Source organism: Streptomyces sp. ISL-100, from assembly GCF_018614615.1.
GTDB lineage: Bacteria > Actinomycetota > Actinomycetes > Streptomycetales > Streptomycetaceae > Streptomyces.
In genome coordinates this window covers 1-13,979 of sequence record NZ_JAGGOK010000127.1, presented here as the reverse complement: position 1 = coordinate 13,979, position 13,979 = coordinate 1, and the positions used below count along the sequence as shown (strand labels likewise).

The following is a 13,979-nucleotide window of genomic DNA, read 5'->3' as shown; positions in this document are numbered from 1 at the left end:
TCGCACCATGCGACCACCGTAAAGGCGAGTTGAGAGGAGTCCGCCAGAACGGCTTGACCTCAATCTTGGTTGAGGTACGAGTCTTTCGGCATGGACATCACGACGCACGAATCAGCCCAGGCCGGCACGTCTTCCACCGCCAACTCCGAAGCGCGCGCCCCGCGACTGCGCGTCGCCGTCATCGTCGCCAGCAACCGCGAGGGCCGCTTCGCCCCCGTCATCGCCGACTGGTTCGTCTCCCGGGCCGCCGAGCACGACGACCTCGACATCGACGTGATCGACGTGGCCGGCATCGACCTGCCGACCGCCCTCTCCTTCAACCCGTCCGACGAGATCAAGGCCGTCCTCGCGCAGGTCTCCCCGCGGCTCGCCGCCGCCGACGCCTTCGTCGTCCTCACCCCCGAGTACAACCACTCCTTCCCCGCCGGCCTCAAGAACCTCATCGACTGGCACGGCAGCGAATGGCACGCCAAGCCCGTCGGCTTCGTCTCCTACGGCGGAATGTCCGGCGGCCTGCGCGCCGTCGAGCAACTGCGCCAGGTCTTCGCCGAGATGCACGCCACCACCATCCGCGACACCGTCAGCTTCCACGGCCCCTGGTCCCACTTCGACGAGGACGGACAGCACAAGGACCCGTCCGCCCCCAACACCGCCGCCAAGGCACTCCTCAACCAGCTCACCTGGTGGGCGCACGCCCTGCGCGACGCCAAGTCCGTCCGTCCGTACACCGGCTGAGGGCGGCGCACACCATGCTGATCCGACTTCTGCGCACCCGACTGCGCCCCTACGCCCCCACGATCGCCCTGGTCGTCGTACTCCAGCTCATCCAGACCCTCGCCACCCTCTACCTGCCCACCCTCAACGCCGGCATCATCAACAACGGCGTCCTCACCGGCGACACCGGTTACGTCCTGTCCACCGGCGGCGTCATGATCGCCGTCACTCTCCTCCAGATCCTCGCCGCCGCGGCCGCCGTCTTCTTCGGCGCCTCGTCCCTCATCACGCGCACCACCAACGACGTACAGCAGATCCAGATGCTGACGGTCCTCGGCCTGACCATGCTGGTCGCCGCACCTCTCATGTGCGTGGGCGGAATCGTCATGGCCGTCAGCCAGGACGTCCCGCTCGCCGCTCTGCTGCTGATCTTCGTCCCGCTGCTCGCCGGGGTCGTGGGCCTGATCGTCCGCCGGATGCCGGCTCTCTTCCGCGGCATGCAGAAGCGCGTCGATCAGGTCAACCGGATGATGCGCGAGCAGATCACCGGCATCCGGGTCATCCGCGCGTTCGTCAAGGACGAGCACGAGCAGCGCCGTTACGCCGATGCCAACGCCGAGCTGATGGGCGTAGCCCTGCGAGCCGGCCGCCTGATGGCGCTGACCATGCCCGCGGTCGTGGTGGTGTGGGAGCTGGCGACCGTGACGGTTATCTGGTTCGGCGGACACCGCATCGGCTCCGGTGAGCTCGAGATCGGCTCGCTCGTCGCCTTCCTCAGCTACCTGATGCAGATCCTGATGGCCGTCATGATGACGACCTTCCTGATGATGCAGGTGCCGCGCGCCGCGGTCAGCGCCGAACGCATCGGGGAAGTCCTCGCCACCGAGTCCAGCGTCGTCCCGCCCGCCGCACCCGTCACGCGCTTGAGCGAGCACATGCGCGGCCGGCTCGACATACGCGGCGCCGACTTCAGCTACCCGGGCGCCGAGGAACCGGTCCTGCGAGGCGTGGACCTGACGGCGCGCCCCGGCCGTACGACGGCCGTCATCGGCTCCACCGGCAGCGGAAAGACGACCCTGCTCGGCCTCGTCCCCAGGCTCTTCGACGCGACGGGCGGCGAGGTGCGGGTGGGCGGAGTCGACGTACGGGATATCGATCCCGAGGTGCTGTCCCGCACGGTCGGCCTCGTACCGCAGAAGCCGTACCTCTTCTCCGGGACGATCGGCTCCAATCTGCGGTACGGAAATCCCGACGCCACGGATGAAGAGCTGTGGCACGCGCTGGACATCGCACAGGCCAAGGGCTTCGTCGAGGCCCTGCCCGAGGGTCTGGACGCGCCTGTCGCCCAGGGCGGCAGCAACCTCTCCGGCGGGCAGCGTCAGCGCATCGCGATCGCCAGGGCACTGGTCGTCAAGCCCGGAATCTACCTCTTCGACGACTCCTTCTCGGCCCTCGACTACGCCACCGACGCGGCACTCCGGGCCGCGCTCGCCAGGGAGACGGCCGACGCGACCGTCGTCATCGTCGCCCAGCGCGTGTCCACGATCCGCGGGGCCGACCGGATCGTCGTACTCGACGAGGGCCGGGTGGTCGGCGCCGGCACCCACGAGCGGCTCATGCGGGACAACGCCACTTACGACCTTGGGGGAAATTGAGATCTGGGCGTGCTGGCCTGGCGGTTTGGCTGGTGGGTGATCAGCCGGCGGTGTCGCGGACGAGGACGAGTTCGGTGCTCGTCTGTCGGCGGGTGGCGCGCTGGGCGGATCGGTCGGAGACAAGACCGGCGATCGCGAGGTGGGTTTCGGCGTAGGTGTCGCGCCGTCCGGTGAACCTGCGCAGGGGCGCCCACTGTCGGAGCTCGGCGTTGGTGTGCTCGACGCAGATCCGGGCCGAGGACTGGCGGCGCCTGGCCTCCTGCCAGGCGTACCTGTCGCCGTCGCACGCCTCGTCCGCGGGCTTCTTCGGGGGTGCGCTGACCTGGTCGGGGAACTCCTTGGCCAGCCCCTGGTACCCGGAGTCGCCCCGGGCCTTGACCGTGGGACGGGTCCGGAACTGTTCGGCGATGCCCTCGGTGCGTAAGGCGGTCTGGTCGTGCATGCGGCCCGGCCGGACTGCGCCGGACAGCAGTATGCGGCCCTGGCCGTCGCTGATCGTGGTGGTCTTGATGGTGTTCTGCCTGCGCTTGCCGGAGACGAACGTCCGGCGGCCCGGGCGCCCCGCCTGAGGGCGGCGGACCTGGGTCTCGGCCCCGTCCATCCGCAGCTCGACGCCCTCGGCCTCGGCATAGGCGAAGACGTCCTCCAGGGTCTTCAGCCGCAGTCCCGCCCGGTCGGGTACGGCGAACCCGCGGGCCGCGAGAAGCGGACGGATCTGACGGATGGCCTCGGAGACGGTGGAACGGTCCACAGCGAAGAGTTCGGCGAGGACCGCGTGCGGCAACTGGTGGCGCAGATGTACCAGGGTCACTAGCAGCCGATCGACGAAGACCAGCTTGGGCTTGCGCCCCGCCCCGGCCGCTCGCTGGCGTGGCCCGCCACGCTCTTCACGGAGCGCGGACTCACGTGCGGCCTCCCACGGATGAGCCAGTTCCGCGAGCAACTCGCCGAAGTGCGCGCGGGAAACGCCGGACATAGCAGGGTGGGCACAGACCGCACGGGCCCAGGTCAGCTTCACAACTCACCAAACCCGTACGGTCCTCCTCACGTCACGCCCCGGCAGTGCCCATCTACACGCTCCCCGGTCGTAGAGCCGTGTCCCCTCGGCTCATGCCGAGGGCAGTGGAGAAACGACCGAGTTCGCAACGCGGTCGAAGAATTTCACAGCCATGTCTTGGCGTTCGGGGCAGCCGTTCAAGCCCAGCCCTGGCCTAGGACATGACGTCGAGCGGCCGCAGGAAGCGGCGCTCATACCGCTTGATGCAGCGGGTGTTACGAGCCAGTTCGAAGGCATCCTGGCACTCCGGGTCGGTCATGCTGTCCGTGCGGTACTGCTCGTACGCGGCGAGACTGGGAAAGGAGAAGAGGGCGTAGGCGATGTCGCTGTCGCCCTCACTCGGCAGGAAGTAGCCGTGGTGCGTCCCGCCGAACCGGTTGACGAGCCCGACCCAGCGGCGGCCGTATTCCTCAAAATCCTCAAGCTTGTCGGCGTCAATCTCGTACTTCAGATGAATGGTGATCACGCCCACATAATGCTGCATGCCGGTTGGGGCTCGAAGGCGGCCTATGTGCCTTGGCGCTCGCCTGGCAGATGAGGATGGGTCTACCTCCCGGGCCACCAAGCAGCCCACCCGCCGCCGGACGAGCGCGGAGCTCCTCCTCGCCCGGCAGTCCCCCTGCTGATCACACACCAGCCGAACTGCCAGGCCAGCACGCCCCGAACTCAATTCTCCCCAAGGTCGTTACCGGGAGATCGTCCTCTCCCAGATCTCCGAGGAGGAAGCCGCATGAGTACGGTCCGTGCTGTGCCCACGGTGCCCGAGCGCAAGGGCCCGGCCCCGCAGCGAGGTGTCCCCGGCACCCCCGCCGCCCCGCCACTCGAACGTTCCCCCAACTTCCGCGCCTCCGGCCTGCGCCTCCTGAAAATGATGGCGCCCGAGCGGGCTCTGCTCCTCGTCGTCCTCGCGGCGGGCGTCGCGGCCGTTGCCCTGGCCGTACTGAGCCCCAAGATCCTCGGCCACGCGACGGACCTCGTGGTCGCGGGCGCCACCGGCCCGGCCGGCATCGACTTCCGGGCGGTGGGTGAAGTCCTCGCCCTGGCCCTCGCGGTGACGGCAGGCTCTGCCCTCTTCATCTGGGTGAAGCTGCGGCTGGTGATGGTGGTCGTGCAGCGGGTCGGCTACCGGCTGCGCGAGCAGGCCGAGACGAAGCTGGCGCGGCTGCCCTTGTCGTACTTCGACAAGCAGCCGCGCGGCGAAGTCCTCTCCCGCACCACCAACGACATCGACAACATCACGCAGACCATGCAGCAGGCCTTCAGCCAGATGCTGCGGGCGCTGCTGACCATCGTGGGCGTACTGGCGATGATGGTCTGGATCTCGCCGCTGCTTGCGCTGGTGGTGCTGGCGACCGTGCCGGTGTCGGTGCTCGGCGCCGTACTCATCGGCAAGCGCGCCCAGCCGCAGTTCGTTAAGCAGTGGGCGGTGACGGGCAAGCTCAACGGTCACATCGAGGAGATGTACACGGGCCACGCCCTGGTGAAGGTCTTCGGTCGCCGCGAGGAAGCGATCCGTACCTTCGAAGAGCACAACGAAACCCTCTACGCGTCCAGCTTCAAGGCGCAGTTCATCTCGGGCGTTATCCAGCCCGCGATGTCCTTCGTCGGCAACCTCAACTACGTTCTGATCGCGGTGATAGGCGGCTTGCGCGTAGCATCCGGATCCCTGTCGATCGGCGACATCCAGGCGTTCATCCACTACTCCTACGAATTCAACGGCCCGATCACCCAGGTCGCGGCGATGGCGAACCTCCTCCAGTCGGGCGTCGCCTCGGCGGAGCGCGTCTTCGACCTCCTGGACGCGGAGGAAGAGTCACCGGCGCCGCAGAACCCCACCCGCCCCACCCGCCTCACGGGCAAGGTCACCTTCGAGAACGTGGCCTTCCGCTACGAGCCGGCCATGCCCCTCATCGAGGACCTGACTCTGAAGGTCGAGCCCGGCCAGACGGTCGCCATCGTCGGCCCGACGGGCGCGGGCAAGACGACTCTGGTGAATCTGCTGATGCGGTTCTACGAGGTGACGAGCGGCCGGATCACCCTTGACGGCACCGACATCGCCGCCATGACCCGCGAGGACCTGCGGTCCGGCATTGGGATGGTCCTCCAGGACACCTGGCTGTTCGGCGGCACGATCGCGGACAACATCGCGTACGGCGTGGCGGGCGGCGACGTCCCGGTCCCGCGCGAGCGGGTGGTGGAGGCAGCGATGGCGACGTACGCCGACCGCTTCATCCGTACCCTGCCCGACGGGTACGACACGGTGATCGACGAGGAGGGCGCGAATCTGAGCGCGGGCGAGAAGCAACTGCTCACGATCGCCCGGGCGTTCCTCACCAAGCCCTCCATCCTGATCCTGGACGAGGCGACCAGCTCGGTGGACACCCGCACGGAGGTCCTCATCCAGCGCGCGATGAACTCCCTGCGCGAGGGCCGCACGTCCTTCGTCATCGCCCACCGCCTCTCCACGATCCGCGACGCGGACGTGATCCTGGTGATGGAGGACGGAGCGATAGCCGAACAGGGCACGCACGACGAACTCCTGGCGGCGGGCGGCGCGTACGCCCGCTTGCACGCGTCGCAGTTCGCGGCGGTGTGACCACGGGAATGCAATCGGAGTGCAACACATCACATCGATCAAAACATGCGAGTGTCGCTTGTGCCATCACCCCAGCTCATCGGATGATCACTCATGGCTTCCTGGCTGACACATTCAGCCGCGCCTGACCCGCGCGCGAAAGGGAGCCACTCACTAGGGGGAATCATGCGTATTTCGCGTAGGTCTTGTGCTGTGTTGTCGGGGGCTCTTGCCGTAGTGGCTCTTGGTGCCGTCCCGGCACATGCTGAGGGAAGCAAGACATCGTACATATCGAACTGGGCGACCGGCGATGAGTCAAGCCGCTGGCGTGACGGCAACAACGATGCGGTAAGCACGACAGTCCGGCTCTCCAACTGTAATACGCCCAGCTCGCCCGGCACCTCGACCACCGCGCATGTCACGGTGTTCAGAGATGTGGTGGGTCCGGACGTCAATAAGGGCCAGAAGAGCAATGTGTGCAGCGCGACGAAGTCGTGGGGCGACCTTTCGACGGGGAATTACTACTTCAGGCTCGACAAGATCAATGGCGCTCAGGGACCGGGGACGTTCCATCTCAACGCCAGGCCCGTGAAGATGACCTGGTGAATCACTAGGTGACACCGCGTCGGCCGGGAGCGCACTGTGCGCTCCCGGCCTCTCTCGCAGGCTTCGCGAAAAAACAAGGACGGCATGTCTCTGCAATTCACCCGGTGTTCCTTCCAGTACGGCCGGAAGGTCCCGGTTCTCAGCCGGCTCAGTCTGTCTATCGACCACAGAGCCACTGTCCTTCTCGGGCCGAACGGTGCCGGCAAGTCGACGCTTCTGGGCATCGCCTCGTCATGGATCACACCCACACAGGGCGCAGTGAACTGGCGAGGGATCAATCCTGCGCGGTCGAAGGACCAACGCGCCTACCGCAGGGCTGTCGGCTGGCTTCCGCAAAACGTCAAACCCATGCCGGGGTTGACGGTTCGGGAAAACGTCGCCTATATCGGGTGGCTGAAAGGCATGTCCCGCAACGAAGCCTGGGACCAATCAAGCGCCGCGCTGCACCGCGTGAAACTGAGCAGCCTCGCGGATCGCAAGAGCCACCAGATGTCCGGCGGTCAGCTACGGCGCATGGGCATCGCCGGGACCCTCGTGCACGAAAGCGAGATCATCCTCCTCGATGAGCCGACCGCGGGCCTGGACCCCTCGCAGCGGCAGAACTTCCGCGACCTGGTGACGGAACTCCTGGCCGACGTCCGCATCGTGGTGTCGACTCATCAGACCGAAGACCTGGACGCGATGTATGAACGCGTCGTCATCCTCGACCAGGGGAAGGTCCGCTTCGACGGAGACACGCACAGCTTCCTGTCCCTGGCATCGCCGGATGTCCCCGAAGCCCGCCGCGCTGAAGGCGCGTACACCCAGATGATCGCCCGGGAAGTGTGAGTCATGCTGTGGCGTACCGTATTCCGCTCTTCATCCGCCTCCTGGATGGCGCCGCTCCTGGCAGGCTTTGTCGCTCTCCTCCTGCAGGACGATCTCACCTCCGGAGTCACCCAAGGATATTGGCCCAGCGCCTTGGGCGCCGCCACTTTCGCCCTGGCGTTTGTCGCCCCAGCATGTGCTGCAGCCGGTGCTTGGGAAGGCTCACGACTTTCCCGCGGGCACGTCGCATCCTGGGCGCCGGCCCGGTCCGGGATCGGTATCGCGCTGCCGCTCCTCCTTCCGGTGTTCACCCTGGGGATCGTCGGCATGGCCGTGGCGGCGAGCCTCACAATTGCCGTAACAGGACCGGGCTCCGGGCTGCCGCCGCTGGGTGTGGCCCTGATGTGGTTGATCATCCTGGTCGCACACGGCATGGCGGGATTCCTGCTCGGTAAACGGCTGCCACTGGTGGTCGCAACACCACTGGCCCTCATCCTCAGTTTTGTACTCACCGCTTACCCGGCAGCCCTCGAACCCCTGTGGCTGCGTCACATGGTGACGGGGGGAGCGTCCTCCTGCTGTGCCCTGGACCAGTCTTTGGACTGGCGTGCCGCAGCAAGTGCCACGGTTCTCGCTCTCGGCATCATTGCCGCCGCGGCCCTGGCGCTGACCGCTCTGCGACGGCGTACCCGCACTGTTGCCGCTACAGGTCTACTGGTGGCCGGCCTGCTCGGCAGCGGAGGACTGGCCTACGGGTTGCCCGCCGACCCCGCGACCGCACGCTCCGCCGACGAACTGCAGTGCGCCGGAAGCGATCCGCGTGTGTGCCTGTGGCCAGAACTTGCCACTCACGCTGAAATGATCCGCCAGAACGCATCCGAGGCCCGAAAGCGACTCCAGCGGGCTGGGATTGTCGTTCCCCGCGAGCTCACCATGCAAGACCGCCCCGGCCCCCAGGCCTTGTTCATCGGAGCCTGGCCTCAGCCGACGCCGTCCGTAGTGCGTACAGGCGTAGGGACCGCACTGCTGCCTGCCGAACCACCCACGTGCGCCCAGAACGGTGATCCCTTCCCCGGAGAAACAGCCTTCGGCCCAGTGGCCTCCTGGCTGGCGCTCACCGCCGGGGCGGACAAAGAGGAAACCGCCGCCCGCTACGGCGAGGGGGAGACCGCTGTCGCACAACGCGTCATGCGCGCTTCCGCGGCTCAACAACTGACCTGGTTCCGTCACAACAACCAAGCCCTCCGCAACTGCACCAGCAAGCCCTCCGCAGTCCCGCCGGCATCCACAACCCGCTCCGCGAAGGCGTCTCGATGATCTGGTGGCTCAAGGCCAGGGGCGTACCCGCAATCGGGGCGGCCATCCTTGGCACCTTTCTGCTCGCCCTTGTCGTCCGGCAAGAAGCCATTCCCGTGCCGTCGGTCCTGGGCTCCTCCAGCCAACTACTTGTCACGCAGATCCTCGGGGTGTTTCCTGCGGTGCTCCTGCTTCACGGCATCGACCGCGGAGACGTCATATCCGAGGAAGTAGCACTTCGCCACAGAGGGCGACGCAACGTGGCACTGTGCTTCGTCTTCGCTTTCGTCTCCGTGGCCCTGGCAGCAGCCGTCCAATTGTCGGGGGATCGACCAGAAGCCCTGTCACTCGCCCGCAACAGCGTGGGGTTCCTCGGAGCAGCGCTCATCATGCGCGCACTCCTGGGACCAGGAATCGCGGCGATCTGCGTCGCAACCCTCCCACTGGCCTGTGCAGTCGCCGGACGCAACGCGGGAGGAACAGTTCAACCGTGGGCCTGGCCCATCCACGAACCGAGCTCCGACCTCGGGGCCGCCGAAGCCGCCATCCTGTTCGTGGTCGGCTGCGCTTTCCTGCTCTGGAGACGCCGCCCTGTGCTCGACCCTCTTGGACGACCTGCGTGACTAATGCGCGCAGGGAAGGCTGCGTACGCCGAGCCGAACTGCGGTCCCGCGATCACCGGCACGCCGGAGGACCTCTCGCGGATTGACGCTCGACGGAACCGCGGCCGGACCCCATCGGCTGAGACGGCACACGGCCTCTCCTCCGGCGCTGGAGACGACTGCGGGCGGCGCGTGTTTGCCTGCTCTCAGGCGCGGTGGTCCGAGCGGTGGGTGAAGGTGCCGGTCGTTCGGCGGGTGTGGGGGAGAGACGGACGTCGGGGGCGACGCTTTCGCGGATGCGGACCGTTCCGTCGGGTGCGGAGCGGCGATGTTGAGGCAGGCGTTGCCCTCCGCACAGTAGTACGACTTCTGCCATTCGCTGGCGGTCGGCATGCTGGCCCCTTATCAGGCGTCGGCGAAATGAGTGCTGAACCGGTCGGCTTTGAGGCCGAGTATGAGGCCGCGTATTTCTTGGGTGGTGGCGGTCAGGATGACTCCCGGGTCATCGCTCTCGCGGAGTTTGATGGCTCCCCTTTCGGCGGCGACGATCTCCAGGCAGTTGGATCCGTCTGGGCTGAAGGACGATTTCTGCCAGTTGAACGAGGACAAGGTCATTCCTTCTCAGAGCTCCTGTGCGATGCGGTGAATGAAGTCCCGTGACTCAGCGGGCTTGAGGGAGCTGGCTTCCATTCGGTCAAGTACGGTCCGGTACTTGGCCAAGTGGGCCTCGGAGTCGAGGAACGCGCAGCCATGGTGCGTGTCGAGCTGCACCGTGTCGAGCTCGGGGACAGGTCCGGAAACGTAGTCGATCGACTGGCCGTTGCCCGGGAAGCTGGCGCGCGCGAACGGGATCACGCGGATGGAAACGTTGTCCTGCTTGCTCAATTCAATGAGGTGGCCGAGTTGAGCGCGTGCGGTCGGGGGGCCGCCGTACTGCATGCGGAGGGCTGCTTCGTGAAGGATGGCCGAGTAGCGGACGGGGCGTTCGCGATGGAGTACCACCTGCCTCTTGATCCGGTGGGACAGCCAGTGCTCGATCTCGTACGGACGAAAGGGCGGAACGGCCTCCCGTAGTAGCGCCCGTGCGTGGTCCGTGGTCTGGAGCAGCGCCGGGATATGGATGGCCAGTGCCACGCGCAACTCGGCAGCGCGATGTTCAAGTTCGGCGATGTCCATGAGTTCAGGCGGCAGGAACTCCCGGTACTCGTCCCACCATCCGCGAGTCCGTCCGCCCGTCATGGAGGCGAGGGCGTCCACCAAGTCGGTGTCCTGGCAGGTGTAGCTGCGAGCCATGGCCCGGACGCGATCCGCGCTCACCGGGTACTTGCCTGCCTCGATCATGCTGATGCGTGCTTGGTTGATGCCCAGCCGTGCGGCGGCCTCGGTGGAAGAGAGGTCTGCGCGTTGGCGAAGCTTTCGCAGCTCAACGCCCAGGCGTCGCTGCCTCAGTGTGGGAACGCTGATGGGTGGCATCGCCCCTCCTCTTCAGTCGCACACAGGACGGCATGGTCACTCACATGAGTCAATTGAGTCAGAATCTCACCAGAAGGGTAGTAGTTCTCTTACTTCTCGCCCTACGGTATGACTCAAGCCACTCACTGTTAGGTGTCGCGAGCCCGGAAGTGCACCGCCCCGATCGGGGCGGCATTGCCACCGCGCGGTAACGAGCGTGGGTGAGGTCAACTCCGTCCTTTCCTGGGAGGCGTTCATGGCCACCGTATCCTCGTCAGAACCCTGGGCGTACGCCCTTCACTTGCCTCATCACCCCCGCGCTCCGCGCGTTGCCCGGATGACTCTCCGGGCCGTTCTTGGCGGGCACGGGATAAGCGAATTGATCGACGTTGCGGAGCTGTTGACCTCCGAGGTCGTCACCAACTCCTATCGTCACTCCGACGGGCCTGCCTCGCTGCGGATGCGGTCCATGGAAGGGGGGCGGCTGCGGGTCAGCGTGTGGGACACCAATCCCGTGATTCCGGCGCCCTTCGACAAGCCGCCGACGCTGCTGCCGTTTCTCCCGGAACCGGACGACTCCACCGGTGGGCGTGGGCTGCTCCTCGTGCAGTTGTGTGCCGACAACTGGGGTGGCTTCTCCGTCGGGGCTGGGCTCGGGGGGAAACTGCTCTGGTTCGAGCTGGGGCAGCCCGACGTGGCATTCGCCTTCGCGGCGTAGCGGCTCCGGCAGAAATCCGTCCGTTAGGAGAACGCCCGTGACCGTGGCCGAATGGCTGAGCGTACTGACCATGACCGACAGCAGGGAGAAGGCGCTGGCGCTGGCGCGCGGCGCAGTCGACGCGCGGTTGGCGGCCTGTGCGCAGGTCATCGGGCCGGTGGCATCCGTCTACTGGTGGGAGGGGGCGACGGAGACCGCCGAGGAGTGGCAGGTGGTGTTCAAGACGGCGGGTGTGCGGTACGCCGATCTGGAGGCGCACCTCAAGGACGCGCACGATTACGAGACGCCCGAGATCATCGCTACGGCGGTGGTGCGCGGCAGCGCGGAGTATCTGGCGTGGGTGGCGCAGGAGACCGCCATCCCGGAGAACAGCGGCCCGTGAGCCCGGTCAGTCGTGCGCGCGCTCGACCCTTACCGCGCACACCTTGAACTCCGGCATACGTGACGTCGGGTCCAGCGCCGGGTTCGTCAGGGTGTTGGCCCGGCCCTCGCCCGGCCAGTGGAACGGCATGAAGATCGTGTCCGAGCGGATCGCATCGGTGATCCGGGCCGGGGCGACCGCCCGCCCGCGCCGCGACACCACCGCCAGCCGCTCGCCCTCCGACACGCCCAGGCGCTGCGCGAGCCGCGGATGCAGCTCCACGAACGGGCCGGGCGCGGCCGCGTTGAGTTCGTCGACGCGGCGGGTCTGGGCGCCGGACTGGTACTGGGCGACGACCCGGCCGGTGGTGAGGAGAACCGGATATTCGGCGTCCGGTTCCTCCGCCGCCGGGCGGTGAGTGACAGGGACGAAGCGGGCACGCCCGTCCTCGGTCTCGAAGCGGTCGAGGAAGAGCCGGGGCGTACCTGGGTGGTCGTCACCCGCATCGCCCTCCGGGCAGGGCCAGAAGACGCCGTCCTCCTCGGCGATCCGGCGGTACGAGATCCCCGAGTAGTCCGCCGGGCCGCCCGCCGACGCGCGGCGCAGTTCGGCGAAGACCTCCTCGGGGTCGACCGGGAAGCCCTTCTCGTGGCCGAGCAGCGACGCGAGGGAGTGCAGGACCTCCAGGTCCGTACGTACACCGGCCGGCGGGTCGATCGCCTTGCGCCGCAGCAGGACCCGGCCCTCCAGGTTCGTCGTCGTGCCCGTCTCCTCCGCCCACTGGGTGACGGGCAGGACGACGTCCGCCAGCGCCGCCGTTTCGGACAGGACCACGTCCGCCACCGCGAGGAAGTCCAGCGAGCGCAGGCGCTCCTCGATGTGGGCGGCGCGCGGCGCGGAGACGACCGGGTTCGAGCCCATGAGGAGGAGGGACTTGATGTCGCCGCCGAGGGCGTCGAGGAGTTCGTACGCGCTGCGGCCCGGGCCCGGCAGGCTGTCCGGGTCCACGCCCCACACCCCCGCGACGTGCTCACGCGCGGCGGGGTCGGTGAGTTTGCGGTAGCCGGGCAGCTGGTCGGCCTTCTGGCCGTGCTCGCGGCCGCCCTGGCCGTTGCCCTGGCCGGTGAGGCAGCCGTAACCGGACAAGGGGCGGCCGGCGCGGCCCGTGGCGAGGCACAGATTGATCCAGGCGCCGACGGTGTCGGTGCCCTTGGACTGCTGCTCGGGGCCGCGCGCGGTGAGGACCATGCCGGTCGCCGCGTCGCTGAACATGCCTACCGCTTCGCGGAGCTGAGGGACCGGGACGCCGGTGATGCGCTCGACGAGCTCGGGCCAGTGCCCCATGGCGGCCGCCCGCGCCTCGTCCCAGCCGGCCGTACGGTCCTGGATGAAGGCCTCGTCCGTACGCCCTTCCGCTACGACGATGTGCAGCAGACCCAGCGCGAGCGCCAGGTCCGTGCCGGGGCGCGGTGCGAGGTGCAGATCGGCCTGTTCGGCGGTACGGGTGCGGCGCGGGTCGACGACGATGAGCTTGCCGCCGTTCTCCTTCAGCTCAGTGAGGTAGCGGAGTGCGGGCGGCATCGTCTCGGCGAGGTTCGAGCCGACGAGGATCACGCAGCCGGTGCGCGGGATGTCCTCCAGGGGGAAGGGCAGGCCGCGGTCGAGGCCGAAGGCCTTCTGGTGCGCGGCGGCGGCGGACGACATGCAGAAGCGGCCGTTGTAGTCGATCTGCGATGTGGACAGGACTACGCGGGCGAACTTGCCGAGCGCGTACGCCTTCTCGTTGGTGAGCCCGCCGCCTCCGAAGACCCCGACGGCGTCGCGGCCGTACACCTGTCGTGTACGACCGAGCCCCTCCGCGATCTTCGAAAGGGCCTCCTCCCAGGTGGCCGGTTCGAGCCTGCCTGTGGCGGGGCGACGGACCAGTGGCTCGGTCAGGCGCACCCGGGAGGAGAGCACTGCGGGCGCCGTACGGCCCTTGCCGCACAGGGCGCCCCGGTTCACGGGGAAGTCCGTACGCTCGACGACTTCCACCACGTCGCTGCCTCCTGCTGCGCGCAGGTTCATTCCGCACTGGAGCGCGCAGTACGGGCAGTGGGTGGGGGTCGAGGCGGGGGGCGTGGCCTGGGTGGGGGC

Annotated in this window: 13 protein-coding genes; 8 read left to right on the top strand and 5 right to left on the bottom strand. The window is 67.6% G+C overall.

Annotated features, from left to right (window positions below; translation table 11 throughout):
- Positions 1-90 precede the first annotated feature (90 nt).
- Together J7E89_RS38405 and J7E89_RS38400 are read left to right on the top strand one after the other, a co-directional pair.
- A complete protein-coding gene (locus J7E89_RS38405; RefSeq protein ID WP_214980868.1) occupies positions 91-735 on the top strand; it encodes an NADPH-dependent FMN reductase in 645 nt (214 codons plus the stop codon).
- A 14-nt stretch (positions 736-749) separates the two neighbouring features.
- Positions 750-2,369 carry an ABC transporter ATP-binding protein gene (locus tag J7E89_RS38400; RefSeq protein ID WP_214980867.1) on the top strand — a complete coding sequence of 540 codons (1,620 nt, stop codon included), beginning with the start codon at positions 750-752 and terminating at the stop codon, positions 2,367-2,369.
- Between the two features lie 40 nt (positions 2,370-2,409).
- On the opposite strand, the gene J7E89_RS38395 is transcribed toward J7E89_RS38400, so the two are convergent.
- Together J7E89_RS38395 and J7E89_RS38390 are read right to left on the bottom strand one after the other, a co-directional pair.
- Positions 2,410-3,345: a transposase family protein gene (locus J7E89_RS38395; protein WP_214980866.1), complete on the bottom strand. Its 936-nt coding sequence runs from the start codon at positions 3,343-3,345 to the stop codon at positions 2,410-2,412.
- A gap of 235 nt (positions 3,346-3,580) precedes the next feature.
- A complete protein-coding gene (locus J7E89_RS38390) occupies positions 3,581-3,892 on the bottom strand; it encodes an NIPSNAP family protein (RefSeq protein WP_214980865.1) in 312 nt (103 codons plus the stop codon).
- Between the two features lie 264 nt (positions 3,893-4,156).
- On the opposite strand from J7E89_RS38390, the gene J7E89_RS38385 reads away from it, so the two are divergent.
- The 4 genes from J7E89_RS38385 (at position 4,157) to J7E89_RS38370 (ending at position 9,333) form a co-directional block, all read left to right on the top strand.
- A complete protein-coding gene (locus J7E89_RS38385; protein ID WP_214980864.1) occupies positions 4,157-6,022 on the top strand; it encodes an ABC transporter ATP-binding protein in 1,866 nt (621 codons plus the stop codon).
- A 669-nt stretch (positions 6,023-6,691) separates the two neighbouring features.
- Positions 6,692-7,435: an ABC transporter ATP-binding protein gene (locus tag J7E89_RS38380; RefSeq protein WP_214980863.1), complete on the top strand. Its 744-nt coding sequence runs from the start codon at positions 6,692-6,694 to the stop codon at positions 7,433-7,435.
- Between the two features lie 282 nt (positions 7,436-7,717).
- The gene (locus tag J7E89_RS38375) at positions 7,718-8,731 is read left to right on the top strand and encodes a hypothetical protein (protein WP_214980862.1); all 1,014 of its coding nucleotides are present in this window, start codon (positions 7,718-7,720) and stop codon (positions 8,729-8,731) included.
- Positions 8,728-9,333 carry a hypothetical protein gene (locus J7E89_RS38370; RefSeq protein ID WP_214980860.1) on the top strand — a complete coding sequence of 202 codons (606 nt, stop codon included), beginning with the start codon at positions 8,728-8,730 and terminating at the stop codon, positions 9,331-9,333. Before J7E89_RS38375 ends, J7E89_RS38370 begins: the two co-directional genes overlap by 4 nt.
- Before the next feature lie 384 nt (positions 9,334-9,717).
- Here J7E89_RS38370 and J7E89_RS38365 read toward each other — a convergent pair whose 3' ends face one another.
- Positions 9,718-9,927, bottom strand: a complete 210-nt coding sequence (locus tag J7E89_RS38365) for a DUF397 domain-containing protein (RefSeq protein WP_214980858.1) — start codon at positions 9,925-9,927, stop codon at positions 9,718-9,720.
- Positions 9,928-9,933: 6 nt separating this feature from the next.
- Positions 9,934-10,785: a helix-turn-helix transcriptional regulator gene (locus J7E89_RS38360; protein ID WP_214980856.1), complete on the bottom strand. Its 852-nt coding sequence runs from the start codon at positions 10,783-10,785 to the stop codon at positions 9,934-9,936.
- A gap of 235 nt (positions 10,786-11,020) precedes the next feature.
- Here J7E89_RS38360 and J7E89_RS38355 point away from each other — a divergent pair, with 235 nt between their 5' ends.
- A complete protein-coding gene (locus J7E89_RS38355) occupies positions 11,021-11,482 on the top strand; it encodes an ATP-binding protein (RefSeq protein ID WP_214980854.1) in 462 nt (153 codons plus the stop codon).
- A 70-nt stretch (positions 11,483-11,552) separates the two neighbouring features.
- Positions 11,553-11,864, top strand: a complete 312-nt coding sequence (gene cutA / locus J7E89_RS38350) for a divalent-cation tolerance protein CutA (protein WP_214980871.1) — start codon at positions 11,553-11,555, stop codon at positions 11,862-11,864.
- Between the two features lie 6 nt (positions 11,865-11,870).
- Here the strand turns inward: cutA and J7E89_RS38345 are convergent.
- On the bottom strand, positions 11,871-13,979 hold a 2,109-nt coding region (locus J7E89_RS38345; RefSeq protein ID WP_251061656.1), incomplete at its 5' end, for a molybdopterin oxidoreductase family protein.